Below are 16829 nucleotides of genomic sequence, written 5' to 3' on the forward strand. Positions count from 1 at the left end.
ATCAGGCCGTGGCGTCGTGCATCAGGCCATACAGAGCGTCCACCACATCCTGCAGCGTACGCACCGACTTGAAGGCATCCGGTTGCAGGCGGCGGCCTGCGATGGGCTTGAGCTTGACGATCAGATCCACGGCATCGATGCTGTCGATGTCCAGATCATCGTACAGGCGCGATTCGGGCTTGATACGCTCAGGCGCGATATCAAAGGTTTCTTGGAGAATCGCGCTGAGGCGATCGAACATTTCCTGCTTGGTCATGGTTTACCCCTGGCACCAGCAAGCCATGACATAGGCCGCTGATGCATTTCATGATTACGGTAGTACCGCATGTCCACCCGGTGCGTCCCATGGCGCATGGTGGTCATGCCGATGGCGAATTACTTGGTGCGCTGTGCAGCAACAAACTGCGCCAGTGCACTGACGCTGGCAAAGTGCTGGCGGGTTTCTTCCGAATCGGCCGACATGCTGACGCCGTAGCGCTTTTGCAGGGCAAGGCCCAGCTCCAGCGCGTCGATGGAATCCAGCCCCAGGCCATCCACAAACAGGGCTGCGGAAGCGTCGATATCGTCAGGGGTGACATCTTCCAGATTCAGCGATTCGATGATGATCGCCTTGATTTCTTGTTCAAGCGCCTGCATGGGCGGGTTTCTCCGTAGAAAAATAATCGTGCAAGTAATCGGTCAGGTGGCGTGCCGCCAGGGCCGGTTCATTACCGGCGCCTGCCAGAAAGGGCGCCACCTCGATATCGTCGCGAACGACGATAGTGAAATGCATGCGCCGCACCGGTACCTTCCACCAGGGCAAGCCCTTGGTCAGGCTCAACGGCTCGCACCGTATGGTGACCGGCGTAATGGTGCAGGGGCCACGGGTCGCGATATTGGCGGCGCCACGCTGCAGCTTCATCGGCCCGTCGACGGGTGTACGCGTGCCCTCGGGGAAGATGATCAGGTTGTTGCCGGCATGCACCGAGGTGACGCAGTCTTCCACCAGGCCGGCACCGCTATCGTTGCAGATGTAGCCGGTGGCGCGCACGGGACCACGGGTAAACGGGTTACGTGCCAGAGCGGCCTTCACCACGCAGTCGGCATTTGGCACCAGCGAGATCAGGAACACCACGTCGATCAGGGTCGGGTGATTGGCCAGGATCAGCAGGCCGGGCCGACGCAGTCGCTCCGCGCCGACGATGTCGTAGCGCAAGATGCCCAGCACCCGCATCAGCTCGATAAACAGCCGGAAGGTATGGTGGATGGAAAGCCGGGCCAGGCGGGTCTGCCTGGCGCGTTCGCGCACGATCAGCTGCAGCAGCGGAAAATACACCAGGCGCAGCAGCAAGCCGCCAAGGCCGAAGCTCGAAAAAGCAATGGCGGTGGCGATAACGCGCCAGCCACGATCCAGCAGTTCAAGCATGGCGCGCCCAGTGCCAGCTACGGCCGGCCACGTCATGCTGCCAGGCCGGAGCCTGCCCCAGCAGAAAGCGCAGGGCGGCCAGGTCATCCGGCAGAGTCGCCGGTTCAGACGCACCTGCCAGCAAGCCAGGCTGCAAGGATATGCCACCACTTTCGCAGCGGCTCAAGCGGCAGGCCCAAGCACGGGGGAAATCCAGGTATTCGGCAAAATCCGAATACGGCGTTGGCAGGGGCTCATCGTAATACACCACCAGCACAGCCGGCGCGCCATCGGCCAGCAGGCCCAGCGCCTCCATGAAGGCCGCCTCTACCGTCTCGGCACCAGCTGCCACTGCGGTACAAGCACCCGTATCTGCGCGGGCAATGGAGAACAAGGCACCTATGGCATTGTGCACCGACATGCTGAACGCCGTGGGCGACAGCCCCTCACCGGCGGCCAGTTGCCGCAGCAATTCCACCGAACGGGTTACGTCCCCAAAGCGCGAGGCAAAAACATGGGGACATGCCTCGGCATCGCCCTGGGCCCAATAGGCGGCCTGCAAGGCCACCTTGCCCAGACGCTCGACCCGCCGCCGCATCATGGCCGGCATCTCCGCCAACGCAGGCACACCCTCGCCAACCAAGGGTTGCGGCGCAGCCAGCCAATCCAGCCAAGCATCATTGCCGACCAGACCCGGCGCCCAAGCGGCCCAAGCATCTATAGAAAATCTTACTGTCATTAATCGCGCAATCTAATTGAACTTTTTGGCGCGAAGGAAGGCCTGAGTCCAGCACACGACCCTCACTCCCTGCCCACCCATAGGCCCAAAGGGAGCGACTACCCTCGAACGAAAGGGCGGCATTCTAACAGGTAAATTAACAAAAACAATTGCTTATGTGCTTTTTACCCATACCGGATACTACGTACAACAGGCTGATGTGCACTTGCAACATGGCTGCACAATCAATCAAAAAATTTGTTCATTGATTGTCATGTACAAAACAAAAGAGGCCATTTGTAACCAAGTGCACAAGCAAGCGCAGGCTCGCCTACACCAAAAGCCCCCTCCACCTCTCCAAGGTTGTGGCTTACATCTCTGCAGGCCAAACTGGGCATCAAGCATGTGGCGAATCCGCCAGATCAACAGGCTTTGATCCAGCACAAAGTACTTTACTGTCAATCAGTTACCCTTTACGCAGCCTGCACCCACGGGTGCACAAACCGCCACGGTCAGCTATATAAAAATTGCCTTGTGGACATCCCCAAGCAAACCACACTGGCCAGGACGGCCATCAGGTTTCCAGAAGCGCATGGATATTCAAGGCAGCCGCCATCCCACCCAAGGTGCCAACAGGCAGAATCTGGTGGCGGCGGAAAAACGATAACGTCGGAGGTGCCCCAGCCCAAGCCGCGGAGGGTGCAATGCTGAAGAAGCCGCAAGCCCTGCTGGCCCGTGCCTTTGCCACGGCAGCCAATGCCATCATGATTGCTGATCGCCACGGCCATATGGTGTGGGTCAATCAGGCCTTTTGCCGTCTGAGCGGCTACGCCGAGTCCGAGCTGATGGGCAAGTCGCCCGATCTGCTGCGTTCCGGCCAGCACGATACGGCTTTCTACCGCGAGCTATGGAGCACCATCCTGTCCGGGCGCCCCTGGCAAGGCGAGTTGATAGAGCGGCGCAAGGATGGCGCTTTCTACACCGTCAACCAGATCATTACGCCGCTACAGGATAGCCACGGCAACATTACCCACTTTATCGCCATCCAGCACGATATCAGCGCTCAACGCTGCGAACAGGAACGTATAGCCAGGCTGGCCTATCACGACAGCCTGACTGGCCTGCCCAATCGGCAGTGTTTTCTGGAGCTGCTGGACAAGGCCATTGCTGCGGCAGCCTTGCAGGGCAATATGCTTGCCGTCATGTTTCTGGACCTGGACAAGTTCAAACAGGTCAATGACACGCTGGGTCACGCGATAGGCGACCAGCTGCTGATCTCGGTCGCGGAGCGCCTTCATGGTGCGGTACGCAAGTCCGACGTGGTCGCCCGCTTAGGCGGCGATGAGTTCACCGTGCTGATCAGCGAACTGCAGCACACCGACCATGCCAATGCCGTGGCGCAGCAGCTGGTAGATACCATAGGCCAGCCCTTTGCATTCGGGCCACACAAGGTACAAACCCATGCCAGCATCGGCATCAGCCTCTACCCGCGCGACGGCGTGGAAACCCAGGCATTGCTCGACCAGGCCGACGCCGCCATGTACCACGCCAAGCGGCAAGGTGGCAGCGCGTATGCCTATTGGTCAGCCGGCATGTTGGTTGCACCACCAGCAAATCCCAGTACAGGTGCAGCCTAAGAACCTGTTCACGATTTATTCACCCCGGGCGCCAGACCGGAAAAGGGTCAGGTACAAGGCGGACGAAGCAGGCAATAGCAGCTTAATACCGAGGAGTCCAACGCAGCACATGACTCTCTCCGGTCCGGTCCTTCGGGCTCCGGGCAGGTTCTTAGTCACCCTGCGCCAACCAACGAGCCTGCAGCAATATCAGCGTGCTCTTGGCATCACGCCGCTGCCGCTCGTAGCCATCGCGCTCACGGCGTAGCTTGCGGCGCTCATCCTCGGTGGCCGCCTTGCCTATCAGCTCGCTCAGGCGATTGATCTCGCGGCCATAGCGCACCATATCGTTTTCCAGATTGTCGATATCGCGGCGCAGCTCATACCGCGCATAGCCCCGGTTGTACTCGCGCAAAAAACCTTCCTGCAGCTCGGGTGCACAGACATTGCCGTAGCTATAACCTGCCCTGCCTACGCGGTAGCCATTCTCAGGCGCGCAATAGACCAGCAGCCCCCGCTCGCGGCCGCGCGAGTATTCTGCCGGGTCGGGCAGGATATTGGTTTTCTGGCATGCCTCGGCATAGTCACCCAGGCGGCTGCCCCGACCATCCCGGCCATCCCGCTCACCCACGCCATACCAGTCACCCGTCCGGCATTCCGCCTCGCTCATGGCAGCACAAGCGCCCAACAGCAACAAACTGGCCAACAACAGCAGTTTCTTCATTTTTGTTCTCCCAGGATGGATGACTGCAGTCTAGGCCCCGCTGCTTGAATCCGCCCTGAACGGCAGGCAGCAAAAAGCCCGGCATCGCCGGGCTTCTGGGGTGGCAGTACGCTCAACCGCGCTTGTGCGAAGCAATGCGCATGCGTAAGGCATTGAGCTTGATGAAGCCTTCGGCATCCTTTTGGTTATAGGCGCCACCATCATCATCGAAAGTCGCGATAGTCTGGTCAAACAAGGTGTCCTTGGAGTCACGTGCCACCACCGACACCCCACCCTTGTAGAGCTTCACCCGCACCCAGCCATTGACATATTGCTGAGTATTGTCGATCAGCGCCTGCAGGGCGCGGCGCTCCGGGCTCCACCAGTAGCCGTTGTAGATCAGCTCGGCATAGCGGGGCATCAGGTTGTCCTTGAGATGCGCCACTTCCCTATCCAGGGTGATCGACTCGATACCACGGTGCGCCTTCAGCAGGATGGTGCCGCCGGGCGTCTCGTAGCAGCCGCGCGACTTCATGCCCACATAGCGGTTCTCCACCAGGTCCAGCCGGCCTATGCCGTGCTTGCCGCCCAGCTCATTGAGCTTGGCCAGCAACTCATGGGGCTTCTGGCGCAGGCCATTGATGGCTACAAGGTCACCCTGTTCAAATTCCATGTCCAGGTATTCAGGGGCGTCTGGCGCTGCTTCGGGCGCCACCGTCCAGCGCCACATGCTTTCCTCTGCCTCGGCCTTGGGGTCTTCCAGGTGTCGTCCCTCGAACGAGATATGCAGCAGGTTGGCATCCATGGAGTACGGTGCGCCGCCCGCCTTGTGCTTCATCTCGATAGGTATGCCGGCCTTTTCGGCGTAGGCCAACAGTTTTTCGCGGCTCAGCAGATCCCACTCCCGCCAGGGTGCGATCACCTTCACGCCCGGCTTGAGCGCGTAGTAACCCAGCTCAAAACGCACTTGGTCATTGCCCTTGCCCGTGGCACCGTGGCTCACTGCATCTGCCCCGGTCTGATTGGCAATCTCGATCTGGCGTTTGGCAATCAGTGGCCGTGCAATGGAGGTACCCAGCAGGTACTCGCCCTCATACACCGTATTGGCGCGGAACATGGGGAAGACAAAATCGCGTACGAACTCTTCGCGCAAATCGTCGATATAGATGTTCTCTGGCTTGATACCCAGCTTGATAGCCTTGGCACGGGCCGGCTCCAGCTCTTCACCCTGGCCGATATCCGCAGTAAAGGTGACGATCTCCGATTGATAGGTATCCTGCAGCCACTTGAGGATGACCGAGGTATCAAGGCCACCGGAGTAGGCGAGTACAACTTTGTTGGCGTCAGACATAAGACTTTCCTGCTAATGGGTTCAATTCTGGGGTGAGACGATCTTGGCGTAGGTATCGCCGTCCATATCTATCGTCTCAAAGCAAAGCTGGCACTGGCGCTCGGCCAGCGTACGCGGGAAATGGGCGGCGACTACAGGCTGCAGTGCCGCCAGCGCTCGTCGCTTGAACGCCACGGTACGCCGGTTGATCAGGTAGAGCTTGAGGTGGACAAACGCATGGCTGGCGTTGCCATCCCCCACATACCAGTCGGTCAACCTGATGGCGCGGCTTTTGATATCGATCTCGGCCACATCGCCGGTCTCTACCAGCGCCGCATGGAGCTCTGCAAACAGTTGCCGAAAATCCGGCTGTTCTGCCAGGTTGTCGGTGTATTCAATAACGATATGGGGCATGCTCAACCTGGGTGATGGCAGACGGCCTCGATATTGTGGCCGTCCGGGTCCAATACAAAAGCACCGTAATAGTGCGGATGATAGTGTGGGCGCAAGCCCGGTTCGCCATTGTCGCGACCACCTGCCAACACGGCGGCGGCATGGAATGCCTCTACGGCCGCGCGGCTATCCGCCCTGAAAGCGATATGGATGGGCGGTTGGTTGGGCGTACCCACGCTCAGCCAGAAATCCGGCTTGCCGCTGGCTTTCTCCCCAAAGCCCGCCACGTCGGTGTGCCCCGTCACTTCGGCGGAGAATTCCGCCAGGCAGCCATAGCCCAGGGTGCCCAGCGCAGCTTCGTAAAACGCTTTGCTGCGACCGTAGTCACTGACGGTCACACCGGTGTGGTCTATCATCCTTCGCGCCTCGATCAGTTATCTATCTTGCCCAGCAACAGGTATTCAATCAGTGCCTTCTGGGTGTGCATGCGGTTCTCCGCCTCATCCCAAACGATGGATTGTGGGCCGTCCAACACGTCCGGATCCACTTCCTCGCCTCGATGCGCCGGCAGGCAATGCATGAAGACCGCATCCTTGTCGGCCAGTTTCATCAACTCGCCAGTCACCTTGTAGCTGAGGAAATCAACCCTGCGCTGCAGGCTCTCCCGCTCGAAGCCCATGGAGACGCAAACGTCGGTAGAGACGAGATCTGCTCCCTCAGTTGCCTCGCGCGGGTCGTGGGTCTGTTCAAAGTGGTCACGGTAATCGATGCCATCCAGCACCGACATCTCATAGCCCTTGGGGCAGGCCAGCCGCAGCTTGAAGTTGAAGATACGCGCGGCCTGCAGCCAGGTGCGGGAAATATTGTTGGAGTCGCCTATCCAGGCCACCGTCTTGCCCTCGATGGAACCACGATGCTCGATATAGGTGAAGATATCGGCCAAGGTCTGGCAAGGGTGGTATTCATTGGTCAGGCCATTGATGACCGGTGCCTTGGAATAGCTAGCGAAGGTATCGACGATGGTCTGCTCATAGGTGCGCAGCATCACCACGTCACACATGCGGCCGATCACGCGTGCCACATCCTCGATCGGCTCGCCCCGCCCCAGCTGGGTATCCTTGCTGGCCAGGAACATGGCATGGCCACCAAGCTGGTTCATGCCCGCCTCGAACGACACCCGTGTGCGGGTGGAACTCTTCTCGAAGATCATGGCCAGGGTCTTGCCTTGCAGGGGCTGATAGAGCTCCCCTCGGCGCAGGCGATCCTTCAGTACACGGCTGCGGACGAACAGGTGCTCGTATTCGTCACGGCTGAAGTCGGTAAACTGGAGGAAGTGCTTGCCTAGCATGCTGGCCTCTTTGTGCGTTGCGGAAAAGCTTTGAGCTTCTCCGAGCAAGGCCGCCCGGTCAAGAAGGATTTTCCACTATGCGACATCGATTTATGGAATATCGACATCGCTGGCGACCAGATCGGCGTCAATCGGCCGGGAAAATCCGGTCGCGGCCGCAAGCCTTGGCGCGGTAGAGGGCGGCATCCGCCGCCGCCAGCAAGCTATCGGGGCTACGGCCATGGCGTGGATACTCGGCAACGCCGGCCGAGAAACTCAATTGATCCAACCTGCGCCCATCCATCTCCACCACCAGGGCATGGAAACGGTGCAGCAGGGTGCGCACCCGCCCCAAAGCCAGCTCCAAGTCGATATCAGAGAGCACAAGGCAGAATTCCTCACCACCAAAGCGGCAAGCAAAGTCCGACCCACGGATATTGCCTATCAGCATGCAGGCCAGCTCTATCAGTACCTGATCGCCCATGGGATGGCCAAAGCGGTCGTTCACCGCCTTGAAGTGATCGAGATCAATCAGCACCACACAGACCGAATAGTGCCGACGCTCCGCCAGCTTGATCTCATTGCTCAGCTCTTCCTGCAGGTAGCGCCGGTTATAGAGATTGGTCAAAGGATCGCGTATAGCCTGCTCGCGCAGTTTGGCCTGCAACCGCTCGATCTCGTCCACCTTATTGGCCAGCTCGCGGTTCAGCATCTCCAGCTCGGTACGGGCGCGCTCGGCCTCGGCCTGCTTGAGCAGGGCAAAGTCGCGCTCACGCTCGGCTTCGGCCAGTTCGCTCTGTATACGGGTAATCTGGGTGCGCGCACGGGCAGCGCTGCCCAGCGATCGCTGATACAGCTGCTGGTACTGATCCAGATAATCGTAAGCCTGCTGCCACTGTCCCAGGCTGGCATGGGCGCGTGCCAACTCACGGTTGATCTGCACTGGGTAATACGGGTCCTGCTGTTTGCTCAGATAGGCTTCGGCCTTCTGGAATGCCCCGAGCGAGGCACTCACATGGCCCAAGCCACGTTCCACTAGGCCGCGCACCCACAGGCAATGGGTAATCACCCTGGATTCGCCCGATGCCTCGGCGGCCAGCAAGGCCCGATCCACCATGGCGCCGGCTTCGTCCCAGCGGCCGTGGGCAGCATAGGTGTGGGCGGCGATAGCCTGGAAAAAAGCGGCATCCGCCTTGCCTATGCGCACCTCGTCATCGCTGAGGTTCAGATAGGGCTGTATGGTTTCGTAGGCCGCCTCATGGGCACCGATGGCCAATTGGCACATGGCCAGGTTGCCTGCCACCAAAGGCGCCAGGGCCGCCAGGCGTGACTGCCCCACCATCTCGTCAGCCTCCACCAGAAAGCGGATGGCATCTTCGTAATTGCCCGCACCATGCTGGGCATCACCGAGGTTGGAGAGTATCAAGGCCAGATGGTCTGGCGAGCCCAGCTGCCTGGCCGCAGTCAAGGCCTTGTAGCAATGGCGCATGCCATCGTCGAGCTGGCCCGCCTCTATGCTGGTAATACCCAGGCAGTTATAGATGACGAAGGCGTCTACCGGCTCGGCTCCATCCAGATCAGACACAAAGCCGATCAACTCGGCATAGGCATCATCAGAGCGACCATCGCGCGACAATAAGGCCGATACGCCAAAACTGGCCCGCATCAGGCCGCGCACATCCTTCTTACGCTCGAAGAAATGCTTGGCCGACTCAAACTCCCGCCGTGCCAGTTCCACGTCACCGTGGCGCATTTCGTAGCATGCCAGCGCCACACGGGCATAGACTTCCCCCGCGTCATCCCCCGTCTGACAGGCAAGCGCCAGCGCACGCTCGGCCAGCGAGCGCGCCTCCAGCGGGTCGCCATATTGCAGCCGCCAGGCGCCGGCATTCAGCGCAGCGATTTCCTGCGCTACCGACACCTGGGCTACTGGGGGATCATGGGCCTCAGCGGTCATGGGTTCTATGCAGTGAATATGACTCAGGATGCGCGATTCAGGCCTTGCCGTCCAGCGTTCTCAGGCCTGCCTCGTCTTCCGCTGTCAGCACCCGGATACACGGCAGCCAGCCGTCGAACACCACGCCGTGCAGTTCGGTCTGCTTCTGGCTGCGGAGCAGGTTGACCAGATAGCTGATGATCTCCGGCGTAATGACCTGGCCGGGCACCAGCACCGGGATACCCGGCGGATAGGGAACAACCTGGTCAGAGCTGACGCGGCCCGCCAAAGCCTGGTTGACCTGGTCAGCCTCATCCAGCAAGGGCGCCAGCTCACCACCGCAATAGAAGGCATCGCGCGGCAGGTATTTGAGCCGGGTGAAATGCGGAATCGCCGGCGTACGGTAAAGCCGCCGTGGTGCGCGGGTTTCGCGGCTGATACGCATCAGCGCATCGTACAGGCGCGCCACCTTGCTCTTGGTGGTGCCTATGGTCAGCAATAACGTGATGGTATTGAAGGTCGATTTCTCGATCTGGATGTTGTATCGCTCAAACAACAGTTTCTGTAGGTCGTCCACCGTGTAGCCCGATGCCGAGATATCCACGGTCACCTTGGTCGGGTCCAGCCTCACGCCGTCCTGCTTCACTTCCTCAGGCAACAGGTCATCCAGCTCCAGCACCCGGAACACCCCGGTGGAGTTGATCAGCTCCTTCAACTCCGCCGCCAGCGCCAGGGTACGGCTCAGCAGCTTGTAGCCTTCCATGCTCATCTGCCGGCGGGCCACATCCAGGCTGGCAATCATGCTGTACTGAGGGCTGGTCGAGGTATGCATGTTGTAGTTCTCGCGGAACACATGCTCATTGAACTCGACCACCTCGTTCACATGGATCATCGACGCCTGCGAGAAAGCGCTCATCACCTTATGGGTGGACTGGGTGGCAAAATCCGCCCCTGCCTCCAGCGCAGTGGGTCGGAACTCTGGATGGAAACGGGCGTGGCCATACCAGGCTTCGTCGATGATCACCTTGATGCCGTGCTCATGCGCCTTGGCAATGATGGGTGGCAGGTCATAGCGCAAGCCATCATAGGTGCACGAGGTCAGTATCATGGCCCTCGCATCGGTGTTGTCTTCTATGGCCTTGAAGATCAGCTGCTTGGGTACCGGGCCGAACAGGCCGTACTCCAGGTTGGTGCTCGAATCCAGGTAAACGGGCAAGGCGCCCGATATCACCACGCCATGGTGTACCGACTTATGGCAGTTGCGATCCAGCAGCAGCTTGTCGCCCGGTGCCAGCAAGGTCTGCAATATCACCTTGTTGGCAGTGGAGGTGCCGTTGGTGGCAAAGAAGGTGCGGTGGGCGCCAAAAGCCTTGGCGGCAATCTGCTGGGCCTCATCAATGATGCCCGTCGGGTGCAGCAGGGAATCGAGCATGGGCACCGAGCACGACAAATCGCCCCGGAAGATATGCTCGCCCATGAAGTCATAGAAATCCTCGGCCCAGGGGCTGCCGCGCAGGCTGTCGCCCGAGCTGTGGCCCGGCGTGTGCCAGGCATCCTTGGCCATGAATACATACTGCTTGAGCTTGTCGTAAAACGGCGTGTGGGCCCGCTCCAGCAACTGGGTGCTCAGTATGCGGTACCAGCCGAAATAGTCCGGATCATCACGGTAGAAGTAACCATCCACCGCCTCGCACAGCAAGGTGTTCACCACCTCGGCCTCATCTTGCTGGGCAATCAGGATGTAGACGTCCAGCTCCGGCCGGTGCGCATGGATGGCATGCACCAGGTCCAGCGCCGACATCTGCAGTTTCTTCTTGCGCGCGCCGCCCTGCTCACCGACGCGATGCAGCTGGTCATCAACGATCACAGCCTGGATATCGCCGTCCTCACGTATGGCCGCCAGGGCTTCCTGCGCGGTTTCCACCCCGATAAACGTGGCACCCAAGGGGTTGTCCAATTGCCTTGCGGCAGCATTCAATCCCTTGACCAGTGCTTTCAGCACCAGCTTCTCGTCGTTTACCAGTAAAATGCGGCTAATCGGTTTTGACACGGTTATCTCTTCCTATAATTCTTGAATTGCGGGGCGGGATCTCCGCCCAAGCCCGCAAGAATAATCCAAGCCCAAGCTACAAGCGATGATTTGCAACCCATACGAAGTCATCATCCAAGGCCTCACCCGCAATGGCCGCGAGTTCCGCCCCTCTGATTGGGCTGAACGGCTGTCAGGTATTCTCTCGACTTTTGGTACCGACCAGAAGCTGTCGTACGCCCCCTATGTGCGTCCGATGGTCATGGAAAACGTACGCTGCGTCGCCATCGACAAGCAGCTCGAGAAGATAGACCCGCGGGTGTACAGCTTTCTGATGAGTTTTGCCAAAGACAACGACCTGCGCGTTGTCGACTGCCGCCAATTGCTGGAAGAACACTACCCCAGTCAGTTCCTGGGTTAGTTTCAGTGCCCCTGGCAACAGGGGCACCATTCTACGCCGCAATTGGAGCAATTACTCCAACCTCCTGACTTCATAGCCTGAAGGCCACAGGCCGGGATTTGCTCGGCCTGCTATTGTGCTGCCGCAACGCGGCGGTTGTGCCTGATCGACGAATACAGCGCCAAAACAATGAAGGCCGCACCGATCAAACCGGTGATGACTTCCGAGATATGGTGCACCGTACCGACGAACATGATGGTCGCCAAGGCGCCGATGGCATAGAACGCGCCATGCTCCAGGTAACGGAACTGATCGAGCGTGCCCTTGGCCACGAAATAGAGGGTCAGCGAACGCACGAACATGGCGCCCACACCCAGGCCGATGGCAATGATGAAGATGTTGTTGGACAGCGCAAACGCACCGATCACGCCATCAAAACTGAAGCTGGCGTCCAGCACCTCAAGGTAGAGGAAGGCCGACAGGCCGGTGCGCGCCACCGTGCCGTTATGGTTTGCTTCTTCGTCCGACTCCAGCAAGGCAGAGAAGCCGTCCACGATGATGTAGGTGATCAGGCCAGCCATGGCAGCCAGCACGAACTCCATCTGTTTAGCCTGGGGCAGGTAGGTCGATATCACATAGATGACGATCATGCAGATGGCTATGGTCACGGCCTCCATCTTGCCCAACTTGCTCAGAGGCTCCTCGATCAGACGCACCCAATGCACGTCCTTTTCCTTGTCCAGGAAGAACTGCAGGAACACCATCATCAGGAAGGCACCACCAAAACCGGCCACCACCACATGGGCAGAAGTCAGGGTAGCCGCATAGCCGTCCGGGTCGCCAACCGCCAGTTGCAGTGCCGCCCAAGGCGACAGCTTGGCAATGACCGCCACAATCAGCACAGGGAACACCACCCGCATGCCAAACACGGCTATCAGCATGCCCCAGGTGATGAAACGATGGCGCCATTTTTCATCCATGTCCTTGAGCACCGTGGCATTGACCACGGCATTGTCAAACGACAAGGAGACTTCCAGCACGGACAGTATGGCCGCGATAAACATGGCCTTGGGGCCACCCACATAGAAAGCCGCCGCCAAGCCCAGGCCGGTGACGATGAAAGAGGATCGGAAATATTGAAGGTTGCCCACGGGCCTGCCTCAGTTGGTTTTTGTTGAAATGGGATGGCCCCGGTCACGCCGGGGTTATTGCAGGCTTCCAGAAACCTGGCTGGCTAAACCAGACAAGATGCCAGCGAACAATCTCAACGCCGCAGCGAGGCGACAGCGTGGTTGCTGGGAGCGCCCTATAGCCCGAGATTGTCCCACAGTGCATCGACCTTCGTCTTGACCTCGGCGTCCTGGCTGATGGGCACGCCCCACTCCCGGCTGGTTTCGCCGGGCAGCTTGTTGGTGGCATCCAGCCCCATCTTCGACCCCAGGCCCGATACCGGTGAGGCAAAGTCCAGGTAATCAATGGGCGTACTGTCCACCAGGGTAGTGTCGCGCGTCGGGTCCATCCGGGTGGTAATGGCCCAGATAACTTCCTTCCAGTCGCGGGTATTGACGTCGTCGTCCACCACCACAATGAACTTGGTGTACATGAACTGCCGCAAGAAGCTCCACACGCCGAACATCAGGCGCTTGGCATGGCCCGGATAGGCCTTCTTGATGCTGACGATGGCCATGCGGTAAGAGCACCCCTCTGGCGGCAGATAGAAATCCACGATCTCGGGAAACTGCTTCTGCAGTATGGGCACGAACACTTCGTTCAGTGCCACACCGAGTACGGCAGGCTCATCCGGCGGCTTGCCGGTATAAGTGCTGTGATAGATCGGGTCCGGTCGCATGGTGATGCGATCCACGGTAAACACCGGGAACCAGTCCTGCTCGTTGTAGTAACCGGTGTGATCGCCATAGGGGCCTTCCAGCGCATGCAGATAGCCCCCTATCTCCTTCATGGCTATGCCTGTCTCGCTAACCCCCTGCCAGCCTTTTTCAGCCGGTGCGATATGGCCCTCCAGCACGATCTCAGCACTGGCTGGCACCTGCAAGGTATTGCCCAGACATTGCACCAGCTCGGTCTTGCTACCCCGCAGCAGGCCAGCGAACTGATACTCGCTCAGGCTATCCGGCACCGGTGTTACCGCACCCAGGATGGTGGCGGGATCGCAGCCCAGCACCACCGAAAGGGGAAAAGCCTGCCCCGGATGCCGTATGGCATGCTCGCGAAAATCCAGTGCCCCGCCCCGATGCGCCAGCCAGCGCATGATGAGCTGACGCCGGCCTATCAGCTGCTGTCGATAGATGCCCAGATTCTGCCGTGGCTTGTGCGGCCCACGACTGACCACCAGGCCCCAGGTAATCAAGGGCGCCACATCACCCGGCCAGCAGTGTTGTATGGGTATGCGGGCCAGATCCAGCTGTTCTCCCTCCCACACCACCTCCTGGCAGGGGGCACGGCGTACCACCTTGGGTGCCATATTCAGCACCTGCTTCAGGATGGGCCATTTTTCCCACGCATCCTTCAAGCCCTTGGGTGGCTCCGGCTCTTTCAGGTAGGCCAACAGCTTGCCTATCTCACGCAGTGCTTCCACCTCCTGCGCCCCCATGCCCAGGGCCACACGGCGCGGGGTGCCGAACAGATTGCCCAGCACCGGCATGCTATGGCCCACCACGTTCTCGAACAACAGTGCAGGGCCACCGGCCCGCAGCACGCGATCGCATATCTCGGTCATCTCCAGCTTGGTGGAGATCGGCGTCTTGATGCGCTTGAGCTCACCCATGGCTTCCAGTTGGGCAATAAAGTCGCGTAGATCTTGGTATTTCATGGAGTATCCGCAGCCAGGCGCCACCGCAAAGGGCAGCAAAGGTGCAAGTATAAATCGAGGCAGCCGCTATACCGGCGTCGCCGCAACAATTCGGCCCATACAGGCGGCTTTGATTGAAGCTACATAAGCTTCTCTTTATGCTGCCCAGGCGCCGGACCCATCCAGGGCTGCGCACATTGAGGCCAGCAGCCTCACAACCATAAACGCCGCCAACAAAACTGCGCAGCGGTTCTGGCCAGGCCGGCAAATGCCGGCCGTGCATGCAGCAAGGCAGGTTTGCACAGCCACGCCCGAGGGTTTTGCCAGCGGCACGACAACAAATCCTGAGGAAACCACGCCATGCATGTCCTTGCTCGCAAGCAACGCCCCTGCCTCACCCTCCTGGCCGCCCTGGTCATGACCCTCCCCCCCGCTTACGCTGGCGACATTGCCGCCAGCCAGGCCCAGCAGTCGTCGCCCAGTACCAGCCAGGAACTCAAGGTGCTGCTCGATGCCGATCTGGACAAGGTTTTCCGCGCCATGCCAGATTTGGCTACGGCGCAAGGCATACCCGGCTACAACCACCTGCTGCCCGATCTTTCGGCAACCGCCCTGGAGACACAGCAGCAGTATGAGCGCAGTACCCTGATCCGCCTGCAGGCACTGGATGCCAGCCAGTTGCATGGGCAGGAAAAACTCTCCTATGAGTTACTGCGTAACAAGATGGAGCAAGCCGTCGCAGCACAGCGCTTCGCCTATCGCCACGCCCTGGTACTGAGCAGCCTGGGCGGCATACAGAACATGATGCCGCGGCAGGCCCAGCTCACCGCATTCCGTTCCGCCAATGACTATCAGGATTACCTGGCGCGGCTACGCGGCATTCCCAAGCTGGTGGAACAGACCATGGCAAGGCTGGAACTGGGTCGTGACAGCGGCTGGATGCGCACTACCCCCGTGGTGGACCGCATTGTCGCGGCCATCGATGCCCACATGGTGAGCCAGCCTGATGACAGCGTGGTTTTCGGCCCCTTCAAGCGCTACCCAGCCACCGTATCGGAAGCCCAAAGGCAGGCGCTGGCCGATGAAGCCAGACAACTGATCCTGAGCCACTACCAGCCCGCCTTGCAAAAGCTCAAGACCTATCTGCAGACCGAATACCGGCCCAAGGCGCCGGCCGAGGCCGGTCTGGCCGCACTGCCCGGCGGCCTGGACTATTACAACCACCTTATCCGCAGCGAGATTGCCGAGGGTATGAGCGCGGCGGAAATCCACACCCTGGGCCAGCAACAAGTGGCACGCCTGCGGCAGGAGATCGCCGCGGTGGCCAAGCAAACGGGCTTCAAAGGCAGCACCGACCAGTTCGTACGCAAGCTGGGCCGTGATCCACGTTATTTCTTCAAGTCATCCGATGCCGTGCTGGCAGCCTATCGCGCCATGTCGCAACGGGTCGATCCGCAACTGGGCAAGCTGTTCCATGCCCTGCCCCGCACCCCCTATGCCATCCGCAGCATGACCGCCGCCGAAGCCAGCAGCAGTACGGCTGCCAACTACGCTGCAGGCTCCTTGGTGCTGGGCACCAGCGGCCTGTTCACCATCAACGCCCTGGGTTACCAGACCGAGCCGACCTGGCGGGTCGAATCCCTGTTCCTGCACGAAGCCGTGCCCGGCCACCATATGCAGATTGCCCGTGCCGCCGAAATCGAAGGCCTGCACCCGTGGCGCCGCATGGGTGGCTGGAATGTCGCCTACGGCGAGGGCTGGGCGCTATATGCCGAAAAACTGGGCTATGCCATGGGGCTGTACAAGGATCCCTACCAACACTACGGCCACCTGCAGGCCGAACTGTTCCGCGCTGCCCGGCTGGTGGTGGATACCGGCATCCATGCCTATAAATGGCCGCGCACCAAGGCAGTGGACTATATGGTGCGCCAGGGTGGCCTGACCCAGGATTTTGCCGAGAGCGAAGTGGATCGCTACTTCTCCAATCCCTCACAGGCGCTGGGTTACATGATAGGCCAGCGTAAGCTGATGGAACTGCGTCAGCGTGCAGAACAGGCCCTGGGTGACAAGTTCGATATCCGCGATTTTCACGCTGTGGTACTGGACGGCGGACGGATGCCCTTGCAACTGCTGGAGCGCAAGGTCGACAGCTGGATAGCCCAGGGCGGCGGCAAGGCCTGATCG

At 59.9% G+C, this 16829-nt stretch carries 15 protein-coding genes and 1 pseudogene; 3 read left to right on the forward strand and 13 right to left on the reverse strand.

The genetic code is table 11. The features are described from left to right. Position 1 precedes the first annotated feature (1 nt). The 4 genes from QWZ03_RS06075 to QWZ03_RS06090 form a co-directional block, all read right to left on the reverse strand. Positions 2-256 (reverse strand): acyl carrier protein, encoded by a 255-nt coding sequence (locus tag QWZ03_RS06075; protein WP_284198099.1) that lies wholly within the window; start codon positions 254-256, stop codon positions 2-4. 119 nt (positions 257-375) lie between these two features. Next, the gene (locus tag QWZ03_RS06080; RefSeq protein ID WP_284198098.1) at positions 376-636 is read right to left on the reverse strand and encodes a phosphopantetheine-binding protein; all 261 of its coding nucleotides are present in this window, start codon (positions 634-636) and stop codon (positions 376-378) included. Beyond that, a complete protein-coding gene (locus QWZ03_RS06085; protein WP_284198097.1) occupies positions 623-1405 on the reverse strand; it encodes a lysophospholipid acyltransferase family protein in 783 nt (260 codons plus the stop codon). The genes QWZ03_RS06080 and QWZ03_RS06085 overlap by 14 nt, the downstream gene beginning before the upstream one ends. Continuing rightward, complete coding sequence (locus QWZ03_RS06090) at positions 1398-2123, reverse strand: beta-ketoacyl synthase chain length factor (protein ID WP_290331903.1); 726 nt, start codon at positions 2121-2123, stop codon at positions 1398-1400. Before QWZ03_RS06090 ends, QWZ03_RS06085 begins: the two co-directional genes overlap by 8 nt. Before the next feature lie 683 nt (positions 2124-2806). On the opposite strand from QWZ03_RS06090, the gene QWZ03_RS06095 reads away from it, so the two are divergent. Continuing rightward, positions 2807-3739 carry a diguanylate cyclase domain-containing protein gene (locus tag QWZ03_RS06095; RefSeq protein WP_290331904.1) on the forward strand — a complete coding sequence of 311 codons (933 nt, stop codon included), beginning with the start codon at positions 2807-2809 and terminating at the stop codon, positions 3737-3739. A gap of 151 nt (positions 3740-3890) precedes the next feature. Here the strand turns inward: QWZ03_RS06095 and QWZ03_RS06100 are convergent, their stop codons facing one another. From QWZ03_RS06100 to QWZ03_RS06130, 7 genes are all read right to left on the reverse strand, one after another. After that, positions 3891-4442 carry a DUF2799 domain-containing protein gene (locus tag QWZ03_RS06100; RefSeq protein WP_290331905.1) on the reverse strand — a complete coding sequence of 184 codons (552 nt, stop codon included), beginning with the start codon at positions 4440-4442 and terminating at the stop codon, positions 3891-3893. A gap of 112 nt (positions 4443-4554) precedes the next feature. Beyond that, entirely contained in the window at positions 4555-5772 is a 1218-nt protein-coding gene (locus QWZ03_RS06105) for an argininosuccinate synthase (protein ID WP_290331906.1), read from the reverse strand. Positions 5773-5793: 21 nt separating this feature from the next. After that, positions 5794-6165: a 5-carboxymethyl-2-hydroxymuconate Delta-isomerase gene (locus QWZ03_RS06110; RefSeq protein WP_290331907.1), complete on the reverse strand. Its 372-nt coding sequence runs from the start codon at positions 6163-6165 to the stop codon at positions 5794-5796. Positions 6166-6167: 2 nt separating this feature from the next. Continuing rightward, positions 6168-6560: a VOC family protein gene (locus QWZ03_RS06115; RefSeq protein ID WP_290331908.1), complete on the reverse strand. Its 393-nt coding sequence runs from the start codon at positions 6558-6560 to the stop codon at positions 6168-6170. Positions 6561-6574: 14 nt separating this feature from the next. Continuing rightward, positions 6575-7492, reverse strand: coding sequence for an ornithine carbamoyltransferase (gene argF, locus QWZ03_RS06120; RefSeq protein WP_290331909.1), 918 nt, complete (start codon positions 7490-7492; stop codon positions 6575-6577). Between the two features lie 127 nt (positions 7493-7619). Continuing rightward, entirely contained in the window at positions 7620-9428 is a 1809-nt protein-coding gene (locus tag QWZ03_RS06125) for a diguanylate cyclase (protein WP_290331910.1), read from the reverse strand. 37 nt (positions 9429-9465) lie between these two features. Beyond that, complete coding sequence (locus QWZ03_RS06130) at positions 9466-11457, reverse strand: Orn/Lys/Arg family decarboxylase (RefSeq protein WP_284198088.1); 1992 nt, start codon at positions 11455-11457, stop codon at positions 9466-9468. 85 nt (positions 11458-11542) lie between these two features. On the opposite strand from QWZ03_RS06130, the pseudogene QWZ03_RS06135 reads away from it, so the two are divergent. Continuing rightward, positions 11543-11830: pseudogene (locus tag QWZ03_RS06135) on the forward strand (DUF3579 domain-containing protein); the annotation flags it as partial. Positions 11831-11967: 137 nt separating this feature from the next. Here the strand turns inward: QWZ03_RS06135 and QWZ03_RS06140 are convergent. Continuing rightward, positions 11968-12987: a DUF475 domain-containing protein gene (locus QWZ03_RS06140; RefSeq protein WP_284198086.1), complete on the reverse strand. Its 1020-nt coding sequence runs from the start codon at positions 12985-12987 to the stop codon at positions 11968-11970. A 155-nt stretch (positions 12988-13142) separates the two neighbouring features. After that, a complete protein-coding gene (gene ubiD / locus QWZ03_RS06145) occupies positions 13143-14666 on the reverse strand; it encodes a 4-hydroxy-3-polyprenylbenzoate decarboxylase (RefSeq protein WP_290331911.1) in 1524 nt (507 codons plus the stop codon). A 339-nt stretch (positions 14667-15005) separates the two neighbouring features. Here ubiD and QWZ03_RS06150 point away from each other — a divergent pair, with 339 nt between their 5' ends. Beyond that, positions 15006-16826 carry a DUF885 domain-containing protein gene (locus tag QWZ03_RS06150; RefSeq protein ID WP_290331912.1) on the forward strand — a complete coding sequence of 607 codons (1821 nt, stop codon included), beginning with the start codon at positions 15006-15008 and terminating at the stop codon, positions 16824-16826. The last annotated feature ends 3 nt before the right edge of the window (positions 16827-16829 follow it).

The sequence above is a fragment of the Chitinimonas viridis genome, assembly GCF_030409555.1.
Lineage (GTDB): Bacteria > Pseudomonadota > Gammaproteobacteria > Burkholderiales > Chitinimonadaceae > Chitinimonas > Chitinimonas viridis.